General features: G+C 59.4%; 13 protein-coding genes and 1 tRNA gene. 7 read left to right on the top strand and 7 right to left on the bottom strand.

Going from position 1 to position 14,444, the window contains the following annotated elements:
* Window positions 1-15 precede the first annotated feature (15 nt).
* Both HFP54_RS19520 and yaaA read left to right on the top strand, forming a co-directional pair.
* On the top strand, window positions 16-528 hold the full coding sequence (locus HFP54_RS19520) for a ferritin (protein WP_197138233.1): 513 nt from the start codon (window positions 16-18) through the stop codon (window positions 526-528).
* Window positions 529-649: 121 nt separating this feature from the next.
* Window positions 650-1,417 carry a peroxide stress protein YaaA gene (gene yaaA / locus HFP54_RS19515; RefSeq protein WP_168566454.1) on the top strand — a complete coding sequence of 256 codons (768 nt, stop codon included), beginning with the start codon at window positions 650-652 and terminating at the stop codon, window positions 1,415-1,417.
* A 22-nt stretch (window positions 1,418-1,439) separates the two neighbouring features.
* Here the strand turns inward: yaaA and HFP54_RS19510 are convergent, their stop codons facing one another.
* From HFP54_RS19510 to HFP54_RS19490, 5 genes are all read right to left on the bottom strand, one after another.
* On the bottom strand, window positions 1,440-1,934 hold the full coding sequence (locus HFP54_RS19510) for an FKBP-type peptidyl-prolyl cis-trans isomerase (protein WP_168566453.1): 495 nt from the start codon (window positions 1,932-1,934) through the stop codon (window positions 1,440-1,442).
* Window positions 1,935-1,953: 19 nt separating this feature from the next.
* On the bottom strand, window positions 1,954-2,175 hold the full coding sequence (gene infA, locus HFP54_RS19505; RefSeq protein WP_094411247.1) for a translation initiation factor IF-1: 222 nt from the start codon (window positions 2,173-2,175) through the stop codon (window positions 1,954-1,956).
* Window positions 2,176-2,413: 238 nt separating this feature from the next.
* Window positions 2,414-2,827, bottom strand: a complete 414-nt coding sequence (gene rpsI / locus HFP54_RS19500; RefSeq protein ID WP_146415721.1) for a 30S ribosomal protein S9 — start codon at window positions 2,825-2,827, stop codon at window positions 2,414-2,416.
* Window positions 2,828-2,932: 105 nt separating this feature from the next.
* Window positions 2,933-3,361, bottom strand: a complete 429-nt coding sequence (gene rplM / locus HFP54_RS19495) for a 50S ribosomal protein L13 (RefSeq protein WP_146415722.1) — start codon at window positions 3,359-3,361, stop codon at window positions 2,933-2,935.
* A gap of 126 nt (window positions 3,362-3,487) precedes the next feature.
* Window positions 3,488-4,636 (bottom strand): hypothetical protein, encoded by a 1,149-nt coding sequence (locus HFP54_RS19490; RefSeq protein WP_168566452.1) that lies wholly within the window; start codon window positions 4,634-4,636, stop codon window positions 3,488-3,490.
* A 476-nt stretch (window positions 4,637-5,112) separates the two neighbouring features.
* Between HFP54_RS19490 and HFP54_RS19485 the strand changes: the two genes are divergently transcribed.
* The 3 genes from HFP54_RS19485 to HFP54_RS19475 are packed head-to-tail and all read left to right on the top strand — an operon-like array spanning window position 5,113 to window position 9,515.
* Window positions 5,113-6,900: a prenyltransferase/squalene oxidase repeat-containing protein gene (locus HFP54_RS19485; RefSeq protein WP_235952058.1), complete on the top strand. Its 1,788-nt coding sequence runs from the start codon at window positions 5,113-5,115 to the stop codon at window positions 6,898-6,900.
* A 3-nt stretch (window positions 6,901-6,903) separates the two neighbouring features.
* Window positions 6,904-8,274, top strand: coding sequence for a hypothetical protein (locus HFP54_RS19480; RefSeq protein WP_168566451.1), 1,371 nt, complete (start codon window positions 6,904-6,906; stop codon window positions 8,272-8,274).
* Window positions 8,271-9,515, top strand: a complete 1,245-nt coding sequence (locus HFP54_RS19475) for a M20 family metallopeptidase (protein WP_168566450.1) — start codon at window positions 8,271-8,273, stop codon at window positions 9,513-9,515. The genes HFP54_RS19480 and HFP54_RS19475 overlap by 4 nt, the downstream gene beginning before the upstream one ends.
* A 107-nt stretch (window positions 9,516-9,622) precedes the next feature.
* On the opposite strand, the gene HFP54_RS19470 is transcribed toward HFP54_RS19475, so the two are convergent.
* On the bottom strand, window positions 9,623-10,717 hold the full coding sequence (locus tag HFP54_RS19470) for a DUF5658 family protein (protein ID WP_168566449.1): 1,095 nt from the start codon (window positions 10,715-10,717) through the stop codon (window positions 9,623-9,625).
* Between the two features lie 279 nt (window positions 10,718-10,996).
* Window positions 10,997-12,097 (bottom strand): hypothetical protein, encoded by a 1,101-nt coding sequence (locus HFP54_RS19465; protein WP_168566448.1) that lies wholly within the window; start codon window positions 12,095-12,097, stop codon window positions 10,997-10,999.
* A 221-nt stretch (window positions 12,098-12,318) separates the two neighbouring features.
* On the opposite strand from HFP54_RS19465, the gene HFP54_RS19460 reads away from it, so the two are divergent.
* Together HFP54_RS19460 and HFP54_RS19455 are read left to right on the top strand one after the other, a co-directional pair.
* Complete coding sequence (locus tag HFP54_RS19460) at window positions 12,319-13,929, top strand: sulfatase family protein (protein ID WP_146415728.1); 1,611 nt, start codon at window positions 12,319-12,321, stop codon at window positions 13,927-13,929.
* Window positions 13,930-14,109: 180 nt separating this feature from the next.
* Window positions 14,110-14,194 (top strand) — tRNA-Leu (locus HFP54_RS19455).
* Window positions 14,195-14,444 lie beyond the last annotated feature (250 nt).

Raw genomic sequence — 14,444 nt, 5'->3', positions numbered from 1 at the left:
GCCGGACACAATGTCGTGCATCAAGAAATCCAAGACGCGTTTAACGATCACCTGAACGCCGAGTTTTATTCGTCGTATCTGTACCTGTCGATGATGAACTACTTTGCCGCCGAAAACTGGGACGGCATGGCGTCCTGGATGCAGCTGCAAGCCGACGAAGAACGCATGCATGCGATGAAGTTCGTCGACCACATCAACGAACGTGGCGGGCGAGTCATCTTGCAACAGATCGATACTCCGAAGATCGAATTCGGAAGCGTTCTGGAGGCTTTCGAAGACAGTTACCAACACGAGTGCCTGGTCACCCGAAAGATCAACGAGTTGGTGGACTTGGCGGCCAAGCATAGTGACCACGCGGCGATTGCATTCCTACAGTGGTTCGTCAGCGAGCAGGTTGAAGAAGAATCGACGGTACTGTCGATCGTCGAAAAGCTTCGTAAAGTCGGCGACAACCCGATGGGCCTGTTGATGATCGACGACCAAGTGGGTCAACGCACCGGTTCGGAAACCGAAGGCGATGCCGGCTGAGTCGCCACCGCACGAGCAGTATCCCCCGCCCCGCTTCACCACCGCACGAAACCGGTGGCCGCGATTTTCAGCCAATCGAAGACGTGGCACCGGACCGATCTTACGCCCGACCGAATGATCCATGCTGTCGATATTGTCGCCTTCGAAAACTTTGGACTTTGATTCGCCAGTCTCCGTGACCGGCACGACCAAAATCCCGTTCCCCGACGACAGCCAACAATTGGCGTCACAACTGGCCGAAACAACACAGAATGCGCTTCGCGACCTGATGGGCATCAGCGAATCGTTGGCCGAATTGAATCACCAGCGTTTTCAGGATTGGGAAATTCCGTCCGCGCGAAATGGCGGTCGGCCGGCTGCGTGTGCCTTTCAAGGCGACGTCTATCGTGGGCTGAAAACGGACCAGTGGACGTCCAAACAATGGGACTATGCCCAAGACCACCTTCGCATCCTGTCAGGTCTGTACGGCGTGCTGCGTCCGAAAGACCTGATGCTGCCGTACCGACTGGAGATGGGCACGTCGCTGAAAACGGACCGTGGAAAGGATCTCTACGCGTTCTGGGGCGACAAGGTCCGAGACCGTTTGATCGAATCCATGGAAGAGGCCGGCGCAAAGTTCCTATTAAACTTGGCATCCCAGGAATATTTGAAAGTGATCGGCCCAAAGACGTTTCCGTTCCCGATCATCACCCCCGTCTTTAAGGAAAACAAAGACGGCAAATACAAGATGATCACGGTCTTTGCCAAAGTCGCACGAGGGACGATGGCATCATGGGCGATTCGCAAAAAAGCAAAAACGCCAAAGAAACTGCAGACGTTCGACGCGGACGGCTATCGATACGATGCGGCGAGCAGTAAGGAAAACCAGCCGGTGTTTCTGCGCGGCTAGAGATCGCGGCCTGACGCCGGGTCTACTTGATTTCGTGCAATTCGACGATGAAATTCAACGTGGCACCGATCGGAATTCCGCTGCCGGGTGGCGGGGAATTGCCATAGCCGAGTTCCGCCGGGATCTTTAGCTCGATCATCCCGCCTTCGCTGACCAACTGCAGTCCTTCGGTCCAGCCACGGACAACATCCGTCAATCGAAACGACGTCGGATCGGATCGTCGGTACGAGCTATCGAATTCGATGCCATTGTCCATCGTGCCCACGTAATCGACGACGACACGACTGGTCGGGCCCGGCGTGTTCCCGTTTCCCTTGCGTAGAATCCGGTACTGCAACCCGGAATCGGTGGTCGAAAATTCTTCCGGGGCGTCCGCATCGATCGGGCCCGGGCTGCTGCTGCGAGTCTGTACGTTACAACCGACCAGGGTGATGGCCAGACAAACCACGACCCAAACAAAACAGCATCGTCCCGTGGCGACGCCAGAATTGTCATTGAAACGAACAAGATCAAGCATAGCGACGATCGATGAAGTATTAGCGTTCGCGATAGGTGATTCGGCCCTTCGTCAGATCGTAGGGGGACAGTTCGACGCGAACCTTGTCACCGGGGACGATCCGAATGAAGTGCTTCCGCATGCGACCAGCGACATGCGCCATGACTTCGTTACCTGTTTCCAATTGCACGCGGAACCGAGTGTTCGCCAAGGCTTGCGTGACAGTGCCTTCGACTTCGAAGGCCTCTTCTTTCTTTCCCAAAACTGATATTTCCGTTAACCGATGAAACCTGCTGCCGCTTTTCGAGCACCGAGCCCGAGAAGAGAAAAAGGCCGATTTTTCAGAGAAACCGGCCGGCCACCACACATGGTGACCCATGACGGCTTGGCAGGATACAGAACCCTTGCGTGACGGTGCAAGCGACGCGCCAAAGATCCCGGTGCGTCAGATCGTAGCGAAAACTGACGCAAACACCAGTCGGAATGTAGCCAGCGGCGATTTAACGCTTGCTGAACTGGACGCCACGACGGGCACCACGCAGACCGGGCTTTTTCCGTTCCTTCATTCGCGAATCGCGAGTCAGGAAGTTGCCGTCGCGAAGGGTTTCGTGCAGCGATTCGTCGTATCCGGTCAAAGCACGAGCCAGCCCCATGCGGACGGCACCACTCTGGCCGGTCATTCCGCCGCCGCTGACACGCACAAACACATCCAACTTGTCGCCCAATTCCACGGCATCCAGGGTCGAACGGATCGCGGCAACGTCTTGTTCGTTGGCGAAATATTCTTCGATCGGCTTGCGGTTGATCACGATTTTGCCGCTGCCGGGGCGGACACGGACCCGCGCGACGCTGCTTTTGCGTCGGCCGGTGCCCAGGCAATCGCCGCTGATCTTGTCCTTTTTGATGGAAACCATGGAATGCTGTTTGGTGCGATGATGAACGGGACGCGGATGGATGTGACGTTGATGAAAAGCCGCCTCGAAAAATGAGGCCCTGACTTTCAAGTCGACACGTCAGTGTCAGACCTTTTTGCTAGTTCGCTGCAATTCCGAAGGCTGTTGAGCCGTATGCGGATGCTCCGAGCCGCTGTAAATCTTCAGCTTCTTCAGCATCTTTGCGGCCAACTTGTTCTTGGGCAGCATTCGACGCACGGCGTGCAGAATCAGATCTTCCGGCTTGCGGTCGCGACGATCGCCATAGCTTTCCAGACGCAGCCCGGGATATCCGGTGTACCACGTGTAGTGCCGATCGCTCATCTTGTTGCCCGTCATGGCCACTTTTTCGGCGTTGGTCACGACGACGAAGTCACCGCAATCGACGTGCGGCGTGTATTCCGGCTTATGCTTGCCCATCAGCACAACGGCGATGTCGCCGGCCAGCCGGCCCAGGACTTCGTCCGATGCATCGACGTGATACCAGTGTTGTTCGACTTGGCCGGGTTTGGCCATGAAGGTTCGCTGAACCGCCACGAGACTGACTTTAAATCTTAAGGAACTTGCTAGAACGAATCGCGGAATCTATCGGCAAGTCCTTTTGGCGGCAAGTCCTAATATCGCCTTTGTTTCCGACGAATGTCAGGGCCCCTCCGGTTCGCCGCGGACCAACATCTGCAGCGTTTCCGGACGCGCCGGATGGGGGGCGACCGGGGCCCAGCGGAGCGATGTTTCCAGGTCTTCGGCGGCTGAATCCAGGCCGGCCCTGTCAGTGCGTTCGGCCGCCATCGACAACGGCCCCATCTGTATTGCCAGGGGCAGGGTCTCCACACGACGCAAATGAATGGCCCAATCCTCGGCCCACTGCGCGGGATTTAGCGTCCGCATCTGCTGGGCGGACGCCAACGCGGCGATCAGCGGTCGCTGCTGTCCACCAGACAGTCTGGCCAAGACGGCCGAAGCTGCGGCCCGATCCTTTTCCAGCAATGCCGATGCGGCGACCAATCGCACCGCATCCGATGGATCGGACAGGGCCGCGCGTGCCGCCTGGGCGTCGATTCCGCCGGCCCGTCCCGACGACGACAACCAGCAAACCGGCAACCAGCCGACCACCATCGGTGGCATCGGTCGCCGATCAAGTTGCCGGACGATTTCCAACGCGATCTCCGAACGCCCGCTGCGCGATGCGGCTTGGGCGGCAGCCATCGACATCCACTGCTGCAACCAGACCGCCGGCCGCTTTTCGGTTTGTTGCAACAACCCGCGCAACGCCATGTCGTCATCGCCACGAATCAACGCGTCGATGGCCTGACGTTGACCGGGCTGCCAGCGTGTCGGCATCGCCCACACCACTCGGTCCGCAGCGACCACGTTGGTTTCCGGCTGATCGGGGGACTGAACGTATTCCAGTCGCCGGGCATCAAAGCGAATGATCTGAACTCTCAGCCGGCGAATCGGATCGGGAAACCATCGAAAATCCTCATCCCGATTGGCCCCCGGCCCGTTGGACGCACGGCCGCTGGGCATCGAGGGCTGAATCCAGACCCACGCATCGGTGCCGACGGGCCGATTCGGCTGTTGTTCGCCGACAGCTTCCGCCGAATCCGAACCCGACGACAAACCGCTTTGCGATTGGCCAGTACTTTGCGATCGGACCGGGCCGCAACCACACAGCAGTGCGACGACCAGGATGGCCCTGAACGCCTGCGCGGGCATGAATCCCCAGTGATTCCCCTGGACCGTCTCGATCGCGTGGCCGGAACCCAATCGGTGGCCAATAAACGGCGACATCGGTCGCCCGTCTGCAACCCCGCTCGACCCCGCCAAAGGACAGGTTGATTCTTGATCTCGCATCGCAGGGATCCCTTTCACGGGTGCCATTTGCCTGTGTTCCTGTCCCGCAAAGTCTGCAGCATCCGATTCATCGTTACCGACAGCACACGCCGAAGCCATGCCACCGGACCGATCCGGCGGCAATGATGGGCCGATCGGCAGTGGAGCCGTCTTCGCAGCAAATCGTTTTGTCATCCGACGGATCACCGTGCTAGACTGGAGCGTCACGAAGCCGATCCCGTCAAGCATCGTTGCCCACCGGAAGCAGTCTCACCGGGGAAAGTGAGACTTTTTCCGAACGATCGCGTCGACGTAATCGTCCTCATGCAGTGGGCAACTCGGGGGAATCTCACCGGCCATCCGGTTGACCGTTCGCCGCCTGCAACTTTTCTGATCATCCATCATCTTTTGACGCTGCTGCGACGGGGGCGCGGATGTCGAATCTCGAACCTTCGATCGACTCGTCCAAATCGTCGGCCGGAACACCGGTTCCCAACGGTTCCCCCACCGATGCGTCGCCGCCGACGCCACCGCTGGTCCCACCGCCGCCGCCGACATCCCATCAAGGCCGACGCAAGCAACCCGCCGCGACGGGCGAACCACCCTTGCCGCCACCGCCCACCGGTGTCGGTTCGGCCAAAGGGGTACGCTGGCGAGGCGAGCTCGACGAACTGCCCGATCCGGCCGCGACGAAGCCGAAACCACAATCGTCCGCCAAGCCCGCAGCAAAGCCGTCGGCATCGGCACCTGTCGCACCGCCGAAAGGTGAAACTGCGGATGTCGATGCCGATTCGGCCGCCGCTGAACCGTCTGGCGAAGCCGAAGAGCCCAAAGAAGACCTGTCCAAGAAAGCCCCGCCGTGGCTGATCAGCATGATCGTGCACCTGATCTTGCTGGTCATTTTGGGGTTGATCAGCACACCGGTCGGCGAAGGCTTGGGCACCGTCATGATGGTGCTGGGCGATTCCACCGGCGATTCGTTCGATGCATTGGCAGAGTTTTCGATCGATCCGGTCGACGCACTCAGTGACGCCGAATCGGAATTCATCGAAGACGCGCCGATCGATTTCGACACGCCGCTGGAATTCGATTCACTGAAAGTCGACCAACCGAAGGATCCGACCGAGGCAAACATCGGCGTCGGCCCGATGGTTCAGGTCACCAATCCGATGTTCGGTGGACGCCGCGGAGCGACCAAAGCCGAATTGATGAAACGATACGGCGGAACCCCGCAAACGGCCGAAGCGGTGGACCTGGGTTTGGCTTGGCTGAAACGTCAACAAATGAACAACGGTGCGTGGAGCATGCGGGGGCCGTATCGCGACGGCGTGCGAAACGAGAACAAGATCGCGGCGACTTCGATGGCACTGCTGGCCTTCATGGGCGACGGCAACACTCACCGCGAAGGAACCTATGCGGATGAAGTCCTCAAGGGCCTGAAGTTCTTGACCAAGGAACAGCGTCGTGACGGGTTCTTTTGTCAGAAAGTCGTCAGCGGTGACGACGAACAGGCCTATGCCCAAGCTCAAGCGACCATCGCGGTGTGCGAAGCCTATGCGATGACCGGCGATTCATGGCTGAAGCCCTACGCGCAAGCGGCGCTGGATTACTGCAGCGACGCCCAATCGGCGACCGGCGGTTGGCGTTACCGCTTCCGCGACATCGAAGGCGACCTTTCGGTGACCGGTTGGTACGTGATGGCGTTTCAAAGCGGTCGCCAGGCACCTGATTTGAAAATCGACGACAAAGTCTGGTACGGCATCGACCGGTTCATGGACACGGTGTCCTTGGGCGCCGGTTCAGCCTACGGCTACTTGCCCGGCTATGGTGAAACACCATCGATGAGCGCCGAGGGATTACTGATTCGGCAATACACCGGCTGGCAACGCGAACACCGTTCGATGCAACGCGGTGTCAAAAACTTGCTGGACAACTACATGTTCGACATCGACCAGTCGGACGTCTATTACTGGTACTACGCGACCCAGGTATTGCACCACTACGGCACGTCCGCTTGGTCGCTGTGGAACAACCGCATGCGTGAAGCGTTGCCTCAAGCGCAAACCAAACGTGGGCGTGAAAAAGGCAGCTGGGCACCACAAGGCGACAAGTGGGGCGACCGTGCCGGCGGACGACTGTATACGACCTGCCTCAGCTTGTATTGCCTGGAGGTCTATTACCGTCACATGCCGCTTTACGACATGTGGGAAGAAACGCCTTAGACCATGGCCGGCCCCTCCGATCCATTGGCCAAGTGGTTGCCCACCGGTGACCCGCTGGCACCGCTGAAGACCGCTGCGCAGCCGGCGGTCACCACCCCGCATCCGCCGTCCACGCCCGAGCCGGCGACAAAACAACAACCCCATGCACCGGAGCGAAACGAGCCACCGACCGCACCGGTGCAGCCCACCGGCGGCGAAGAGGATTCCGAAGCGATCCCCCTGGCAATTCCGGCCGCAGCCCCCGCGCAAATCCACCCTCAAGCCACGGCCCCGCCCGTTGCCACGCGGTCATCACCGGACACCGGGGATGATCCTTTCATCACACCCGATCCTGACGCTCATCGCCCCCATCGCAGGGCGTCCAAACGTCGCCCCGGTGGATTGGCTGTCACGCTGGTCGTCGCATCGGTCGCCAGCCTGGCCGGCTGGGCAGGCGTCACCTTGTTTTCGGGTGACGGCGATTCGACGGACGTCGGCGATGGGGATTCGCCAATGGCATCGGTCGACGCACCGCTCGCTCAAAAACGACCATCCGTTGCACCGGAGAACCAGCGGCAAAACAATGATGCACAACTGCCGCCGGTGATACAGCCCGGCCGCAGCGATCGGTCTTCACTGGCCGCGGATCTCGGTGACTCCTGGTTCGACCAGAAACTCTCTTCTTCGGATACAACATCGCCGAATGAACGATCTCCCGACGACCCATCGCCGCCGTCGACCGCCAAGCCATCCACACCGATGGATACCTTGCCTGCGACATCACCGGATCCCGCGACGATGCCCGGCCCTGAACCGACCGGGCCGCCCGTTGAACCGCCGGCGGTGAACCCCGACCAAATTCGTCGTGGCGATAATGCTTACCGAGACGCCATGAACGCGCTGCGATCGGGCCAACTGGACCGGGCAATCGCATTGTCCAAAACCGCCGTTGCCGCCGCGGCCAATTCCCAGCAAGATCGGCGTGCGGAGTCCGTTCGTCAGTTCGCGGAATTGGCCCAGTACTATCGCGGAGCAATGGACCGATCGTTGAACCAGTTATCCCCGGGGGATTCGATCGACTTGACCAGCGCCGTTAAAGTTGTTTTGGTGGAATCGTCGCCCGATCGTGTCATCGTGCGGACCGCCGGACGCAACAAACGCTTCGCCCGCGACCGCCTGCCCATCGCCCTGGTCGACCGTTTGGCCGCCGATTCACTGGTTGATGCTGGCGACACGGCATTGGCCGCCCGCGCGTGCTTTCATTCGGTCAGCCCGTCGGCCGGAACCGATGCGGATCGGCGACAAGCGTTGGGCTGGCTGCAATCAATCCAAACGGAAGTCATCGGCGCCGATCGCGACGCGCTGATTCGTGTTTTGGAACAATGGAATCCATGACCCCGCCCCCTGTTCAGCCCGCCCGTTCCGCCGCCGTCGGCCAATGCTGTGAATTGTTGGAATCGCTGATCCGCTATCCGACGATCAGCCACACCAGCAACGTGGACATCCACGCGCACATCGCTGACGTCCTTTCGGAACTGGGGTTTCGCGTCGAAAACAGCACTTATGTCGACGCAAGAGGTGTCACCAAATCCAACCTCGCGGCGGTCAGGCCGCCAGTCCCCACAGCGACGACCGACGCGGCGGGAACATCGGATGGTTCATCACGTCCCGTTGATTCGTCGTTCCCCATCGAATCGGGATTCGCGTATTTCTGTCACACCGACGTGGTTCCGGCCGATGGCTGGGACGGACCTGGCGGTGATCCGTTCGCGCCTGTCATCACCGATGGGCGGATGTTCGGCCGCGGGACCTGTGACATGAAAGGATCATTGGCCGTCATGATCCAAACGTTGCGTGGGATTGCCGCGGATGAACAGCGGGCGCCGATCTGGGTGGTCTGCACGGCGGACGAAGAAGTGGGTTTCCAGGGTGCACAGCACTTGGTCCAGCACAGCGGGGCGTACCGCGAAATGGTCGAAGCCCAACCGCTAGCTGTGATCGGCGAACCGACCGGCCTTGCGGTCTACCACGCTCACAAAGGCATCACCGGGTTCACACTGACCAGCCAGGGCAGGGCGGGGCACAGCAGTACCCGAGACGGCATCAACGCGAACATCGCCATGGTGCCGTTGTTGGACAAGTTGCTGGAAATCTATCACCGCACCGAATCAGACCCGCAGTACCAAAACGATCAGTTCGATCCGCCGACGCTGTCTTGGAACTTCGGCGTCAGCGATTCCATGAATGTGGTCAACATCACGCCGCCCCGGTGCAAGGCTTGGTGTTCGCTACGGCCGATGCCGGGAATTGATGGCGAAGATTTGATCGACGAAGTTCGCACGCTGGCCGAAGCACAGGGCATCCAGTTCACACGGCATCCGGGATGTCCGCCGTTTTGGTGCGAAGCCGATCAGCCCCACATCCGCCAACTGGCATCGATCACCGGCACCCAACCGGCGACGGTTTGCTACGGAACCGACGGTGGTGTGCTGACCGAACTGCGGTCGCGTGTCGTTCTAGGCCCCGGCGACATCGCCCAAGCGCACACCAGCGACGAATCCATTTCGCTTCGGCAAATTGCCGATGGTATCGAACGCTTTGACCAGATCGTCCGCCACTGGGCGTGTGGACGCTGATCGAAATCCGCCAAGATCGAAGTGGGCCACGCACCGACACGGCGGTCCTTTGTGTGAAAAGTTCAACGAACCAGACACGCAGTCGATCGTCGCCCCGCGACCGGCGACTACATGAACATCGAGTTGAAGATCAACCAACGGGCGGTCAACAACGTCAGCACCAAACACCCCCACCAGGATGCCATCTGTGCGACCGATCGTTGATGCAGCACATACAAAATCCCCGCCGACATCATCACCACGGCAGATTTGAACGCGATCAAGTGCGTCGGATTGCTTAACAAACCATTGCCCAGCGGATTCAGTTCACGCATCGAACCGGTGTGCGACGCCAACATCGTCCAAATCAAATCAACCGCCGACAAGAACACAAAGATCAACAGGGATCGCATGACGATCGTACGCTGGCGTGACGAATCGGTTTGCGGATCACCGGTGGATTCCAAGACCGGTTTGTGTTGCAGCAAGTGCCCGAACCCACAAGCGACACAGATCATCGCAAAAATCGTCAGCGGATAAGTGTATTGATCCAACACGGCCGTCTTTTCCGTATTCGATTCGTTCATCAAAACGATTTGATCCGAGATGTCCAACGCGTAACGAACTCGATCATCCAGCTCCGGCGTGATTTCCAAATCGGTAACGAACTGCGCCAAGTGTGCACGATCCGAATCGGTCAGAACGATCGAATCCAACATTTCGTCCAAGGAAGCACCGAGCGTGCGGGTGTGAATCGCCAACAGCAATTCCGGCGATCCTTCATAAGAATCCAACAAGATTGGGTGGCAGCCTTTTTCAAGGACGACGACAGACCGAGCATCACCCAACAAGGTGGCATTGATGATTTCGCTTAACTGCTGCAACGTTTGAACGCGGTTGCTGCGCATTCGGGCGAAAAAGCGACGCCGCTGCGGTATTGAGCCGGAATCACCGGCCGGCGATGCCTCCACCGGCTTTCCCAGATACTGTCGGCCCAGTTCGTGACCATTGACGATCAAGCCGGATTGAAGATCCCAACCCACCGCATAAGGCGGCGCGATGTACTGGCCGTCCAGAAACAAGAGACCCGAATTAGCCACCGTCTTGGCGTCCCTGCGATAGGCAACCTCCACCGCATCGGCGGTGGGTGCGACCAGCAGGGCGGCAAAACTGATCAACAGCGTCGGGGTCAGCCGCGACCGGAATGTTTGACTCGTCAACATCTTGCTTGCACCGTCAAAGCGTTCGCGGGCCTGTTTCAAAGAAACTCCCGCAGCGGGTTCTGTTTTCAAATCGGCACTTCAAAAGTGAGCACCCGACTTCAAAATGAACCCTTTCAGCCCCGGTGGGTATCGCTTTCGTTGACAAATTTTCAGAGGAATCTTCAATGCGCCACTGACGCCGCGACTACGGCAGGCATGCCGCCATAGGTTTTTGTGAAAATTTCGGACGATGCGTCGATTTGACGCTTCGATGGTTCACCCGATGCGTTTGAGTACGGCCTACTGGTCCGCGGATCGCTGGTAAAGTTCGGCTTGCCGCAGCATCAGCGCTTCTAGCGTGCTCCAGTATTCGGCCGCATTCATTTTCGGCTTCCGACGTTTCAGCGTTTCTAATTCGCCCTCGATCACATCCCGTTCGGCACGCTGGGCCTCGTCCAGCCGGGGCTGGTCGGACGCAGCGACCAAAGTGATTCGCTTGGCAAGATTTCCGTCGGCTTCGGCATGCTTCTGGTCCGCCGATAGCCCATCGAACCACTGGGCCGGTGTCCCCTGGGCATCCCCGTTGTCGTCGATCAATGCGTGTTCGCTGGCGATGCGTCCGGCATCCCGATAGAACTGACGGGTCTTGCCGGCGGCCATTACAAAGGCTTCCAAGACCGACGTTTCATCGTCGTGGTCCAAATCAGCGGCGTCGGAAATGATCGCTTGGACAAAGTAGCCGCCGAATCTTGTCCAGTCACGTTCGTCTCCGCTTTGGGTCGCCGTCACGACGACTCGATCGGGCCCGGAAAGCCGATTGACGAAAGGTCCGCTGCACGACGCGGCATTGACGATCACCGTGCGCGACGAAGTCGCCGAAAGCCACTGAGCCAACTCAGCGGCGGACACGTCGGGACCGACCAAATTGAATTTTGCGACGTCGTCGGCAAAGGTGCCGTGACCCAGCAGGATCAACCACAACGTCGGCCCACCATTGGGCCCGGCATCACCATCGCCAGTGGCGGTCACCGGTTTGACACGTTCGGCCAAAGCCTGACGCAATCGCTGGCGATCGTTTGTGGACTCGCTCGATACATCGGCCAAGGCTGCGGCGTCGGGTGAAGCCACGGGGCTGCCGATCACTTGCAACCGGATGTCGGAATGATCCCGCAAGGCGTCCAGTTCGGCGGCCCACTGACGTAACGGTTCGGCGTATTCGTCGGTCCCGGCCGCGCCGATCACGACCACGACATCAGCCGAAGGACCTTCGTCGGCGGCGTCCCCGCGGCCTGGGGTTCCGGCAACAAAGATGCCCACCCATGCAACGCAGACGGCCCACCACAGGCCATGCCCGAACCGTGTTGGGATGCCTCTGACGGGCCGTCGTTGAACGAATCGCATTCGCATTGCCTCGATCTGGTGAATTGCGGTCTGCCGGCGATCGGGTGCAGAGCCTGTGCCCAAGTTCGATGATAGCCGACGGGACATCGGGTCGCTTGAGTGGCTTGTCCACGTGCCACTGCCCGAATGTCGAATCCGCCCAATCGCACGCGATCCGAAACGTGTCCGTGCTATGCTGTGGTTCCCGATTCAACCCGACGCATCTTCAGGAGACCGGCCGGATGAAACCATCCGCATCACTTGACAACAACATTGTCCCCACCGCCTTGCACCGGCACGTCCGGTCTAACCAGGGCGTCGTATCGCTGGTGTGCTGCCTTGTGGTCCTGGGCTTGGGCGGTCCCCTGGCGTCGGCCCAGTCGGCGGATCCACCCAATGTCATCGTGATCATGGCCGACGACTTGGGATACGGCGACGTTTCCTGTTACGGGCACGCTGCACTGGAAACGCCACATATCGATCGATTGGCCGCCGAGGGCCTTCGCTTTACCAGCGGGTATTGCTCGGCATCGACCTGCACGCCGACGCGTTACTCATTTTTGACCGGCACTTATGCGTTTCGCGAAGACGGCACCGGCATTGCGCCGCCCAACAGCCCCGCATTAATCCCGGCCGGGACCACCACCATTGCTTCGCTGATGAAGTCGGCCGGATACCACACCGCGGTCATCGGGAAATGGCACTTGGGCCTGGGCACCAAAGACGCCGGGCCTGATTGGAACGGCAAGCTTTCCCCCGGACCGCTGGAGATTGGTTTTGATCATTGCTTTTTGCTGCCGACGACCAACGATCGCGTTCCGCAGGTTTATGTTCAGGACCACCACGTGTTGAACCTGGATCCAGCAGATCCGTTGTGGGTGGGCCAGAAAAAGCCATCTCCCGATCATCCCACCGGCATTTCCCATCGCGACACGCTGAAGATGGACTGGTCGCACGGCCACAATTCGACCATCCACAACGGCATCAGCCGAATCGGTTTCTACACCGGTGGCCACGCGGCCCGTTTTCGTGACGAAGACCTCTCGGACCGCTGGGTCAGTGAATCCAAGCAATGGATCAAAGACCACCAAAGCGAACCATTCTTTCTGTTCTTCGCCAGTCACGACCTGCACGTTCCCCGAGCGGTGCACGAACGCTTCCAAGGCACATCCGGCCTAGGTCCTCGTGGCGATGCCATCGTCGAACTGGACTGGTGCGTCGGCGAACTGATTTCGACATTGAAAGACCTGCAGTTGGACCAGAAAACCATGGTCGTGTTCTGCAGCGACAACGGTCCGGTCTTGGACGACGGTTACAAAGACGACGCGATTGAAAAGCTTGGCGACCATGATCCCAACGGTCCGTTCACCGGCGGAAAGTACAACGTTTACGAGGGCGGCACCCGAACCCCGCTGATCACGTGGTGGCCCGGCACCATTCGTCCCGGCGTATCGGACAAAATCGTTTGCACCGTCGACCTGGCCGCCAGCTGTGCCGCGATGGCCGGCGTTGCGTTGCCCGACGACGCATGCTTGGACAGCTTTGACGTTTCGGACGCACTGCTGGGTGCCGACGACGCTCAGGGCCGCCAATCGCTGGTCCAGCAAGACAACGGCAAAGGCGACAACTACGGCTATCGTGTCGGCGACTGGAAACTGGTCCGCGCGGACAGCAAAAAGGCCAACAACATTCACCTGCGATTGGTCCGGGATCCGATCCCGCAATTCCAGTTGTTCAACTTGGCCGACGATCCGGGAGAAACCAACAACGTGATCGACCAGCACCCAGATGTCGCCCAGCGGATGAAGGCCGAACTGGCCGAATTGATCGCCGCGGGACGCAGCCGCCCGTAGGGCCCAGAAGACCAGGGAATTTTGAGTTCGGCGGCGGGCAGCGACCAGGCTGTTCGCTGCCCTTGCGACCAAACCGACCAAGCGATATCTTCCTGAATCTGCCGTGGCCGCGACGCCGATTCTTCGTTCGTCAGCGGCCGCAGTTTTCAATCGCCCAAGATTTTCTTCGGCGCGATTTCAGCGGATGTGGCGGAACTGGCAGACGCGCTAGATTCAGGTTCTAGTGTCCGATAAGGACGTGGAGGTTCAAATCCTCTCATCCGCACTCGGTCTTTACCGAGCCCAACAGGCCTTAAGCACGTTGTTGCTTGAGGCCTTTTTTCGTGTTTCAACTGAATCAGTGCCCCTTCGGTGACAGGGTTGAAACGACGGCACTTTTCCTTTCGTCAAACAACGCTACCAGCGTCCGCCGCAGACCAAGCACGAGCTTCCAATCGCAAGCTCGCGCCAACGGCCCCCGGGCTCGTGATATCCAGGATGATCCTACACGGATTGATCCGCAAAACATGTGCAAG

This window comes from Crateriforma spongiae (genome assembly GCF_012290005.1).
GTDB classification, from domain to species: Bacteria; Planctomycetota; Planctomycetia; order Pirellulales; family Pirellulaceae; genus Crateriforma; species Crateriforma spongiae.
Note: the sequence above shows the minus strand (reverse complement) of the source record. Positions and strands in the feature narration are given on the sequence as shown.

Excerpts from the sequence above, each read along its gene's own strand:
- yaaA (WP_168566454.1), top strand. The coding sequence starts at position 650 with ATGCTGTCGATATTGTCGCCTTCGAAAACTTTGGACTTTGATTCGCCA.
- HFP54_RS19510 (WP_168566453.1), bottom strand. The coding sequence starts at position 1,934 with ATGCTTGATCTTGTTCGTTTCAATGACAATTCTGGCGTCGCCACGGGA.
- rplM (WP_146415722.1), bottom strand. The coding sequence starts at position 3,361 with ATGGCCAAACCCGGCCAAGTCGAACAACACTGGTATCACGTCGATGCA.
- HFP54_RS19470 (WP_168566449.1), bottom strand. The coding sequence starts at position 10,717 with ATGTTGACGAGTCAAACATTCCGGTCGCGGCTGACCCCGACGCTGTTG.
- HFP54_RS19475 (WP_168566450.1), top strand. The coding sequence starts at position 8,271 with ATGACCCCGCCCCCTGTTCAGCCCGCCCGTTCCGCCGCCGTCGGCCAA.
- HFP54_RS19460 (WP_146415728.1), top strand. The coding sequence starts at position 12,319 with ATGAAACCATCCGCATCACTTGACAACAACATTGTCCCCACCGCCTTG.
- HFP54_RS19465 (WP_168566448.1), bottom strand. The coding sequence starts at position 12,097 with ATGCGATTCGTTCAACGACGGCCCGTCAGAGGCATCCCAACACGGTTC.
- rpsI (WP_146415721.1), bottom strand. The coding sequence starts at position 2,827 with ATGGTTTCCATCAAAAAGGACAAGATCAGCGGCGATTGCCTGGGCACC.
- HFP54_RS19490 (WP_168566452.1), bottom strand. The coding sequence starts at position 4,636 with ATGTCGCCGTTTATTGGCCACCGATTGGGTTCCGGCCACGCGATCGAG.
- HFP54_RS19480 (WP_168566451.1), top strand. The coding sequence starts at position 6,904 with ATGGCCGGCCCCTCCGATCCATTGGCCAAGTGGTTGCCCACCGGTGAC.
- HFP54_RS19485 (WP_235952058.1), top strand. The coding sequence starts at position 5,113 with ATGTCGAATCTCGAACCTTCGATCGACTCGTCCAAATCGTCGGCCGGA.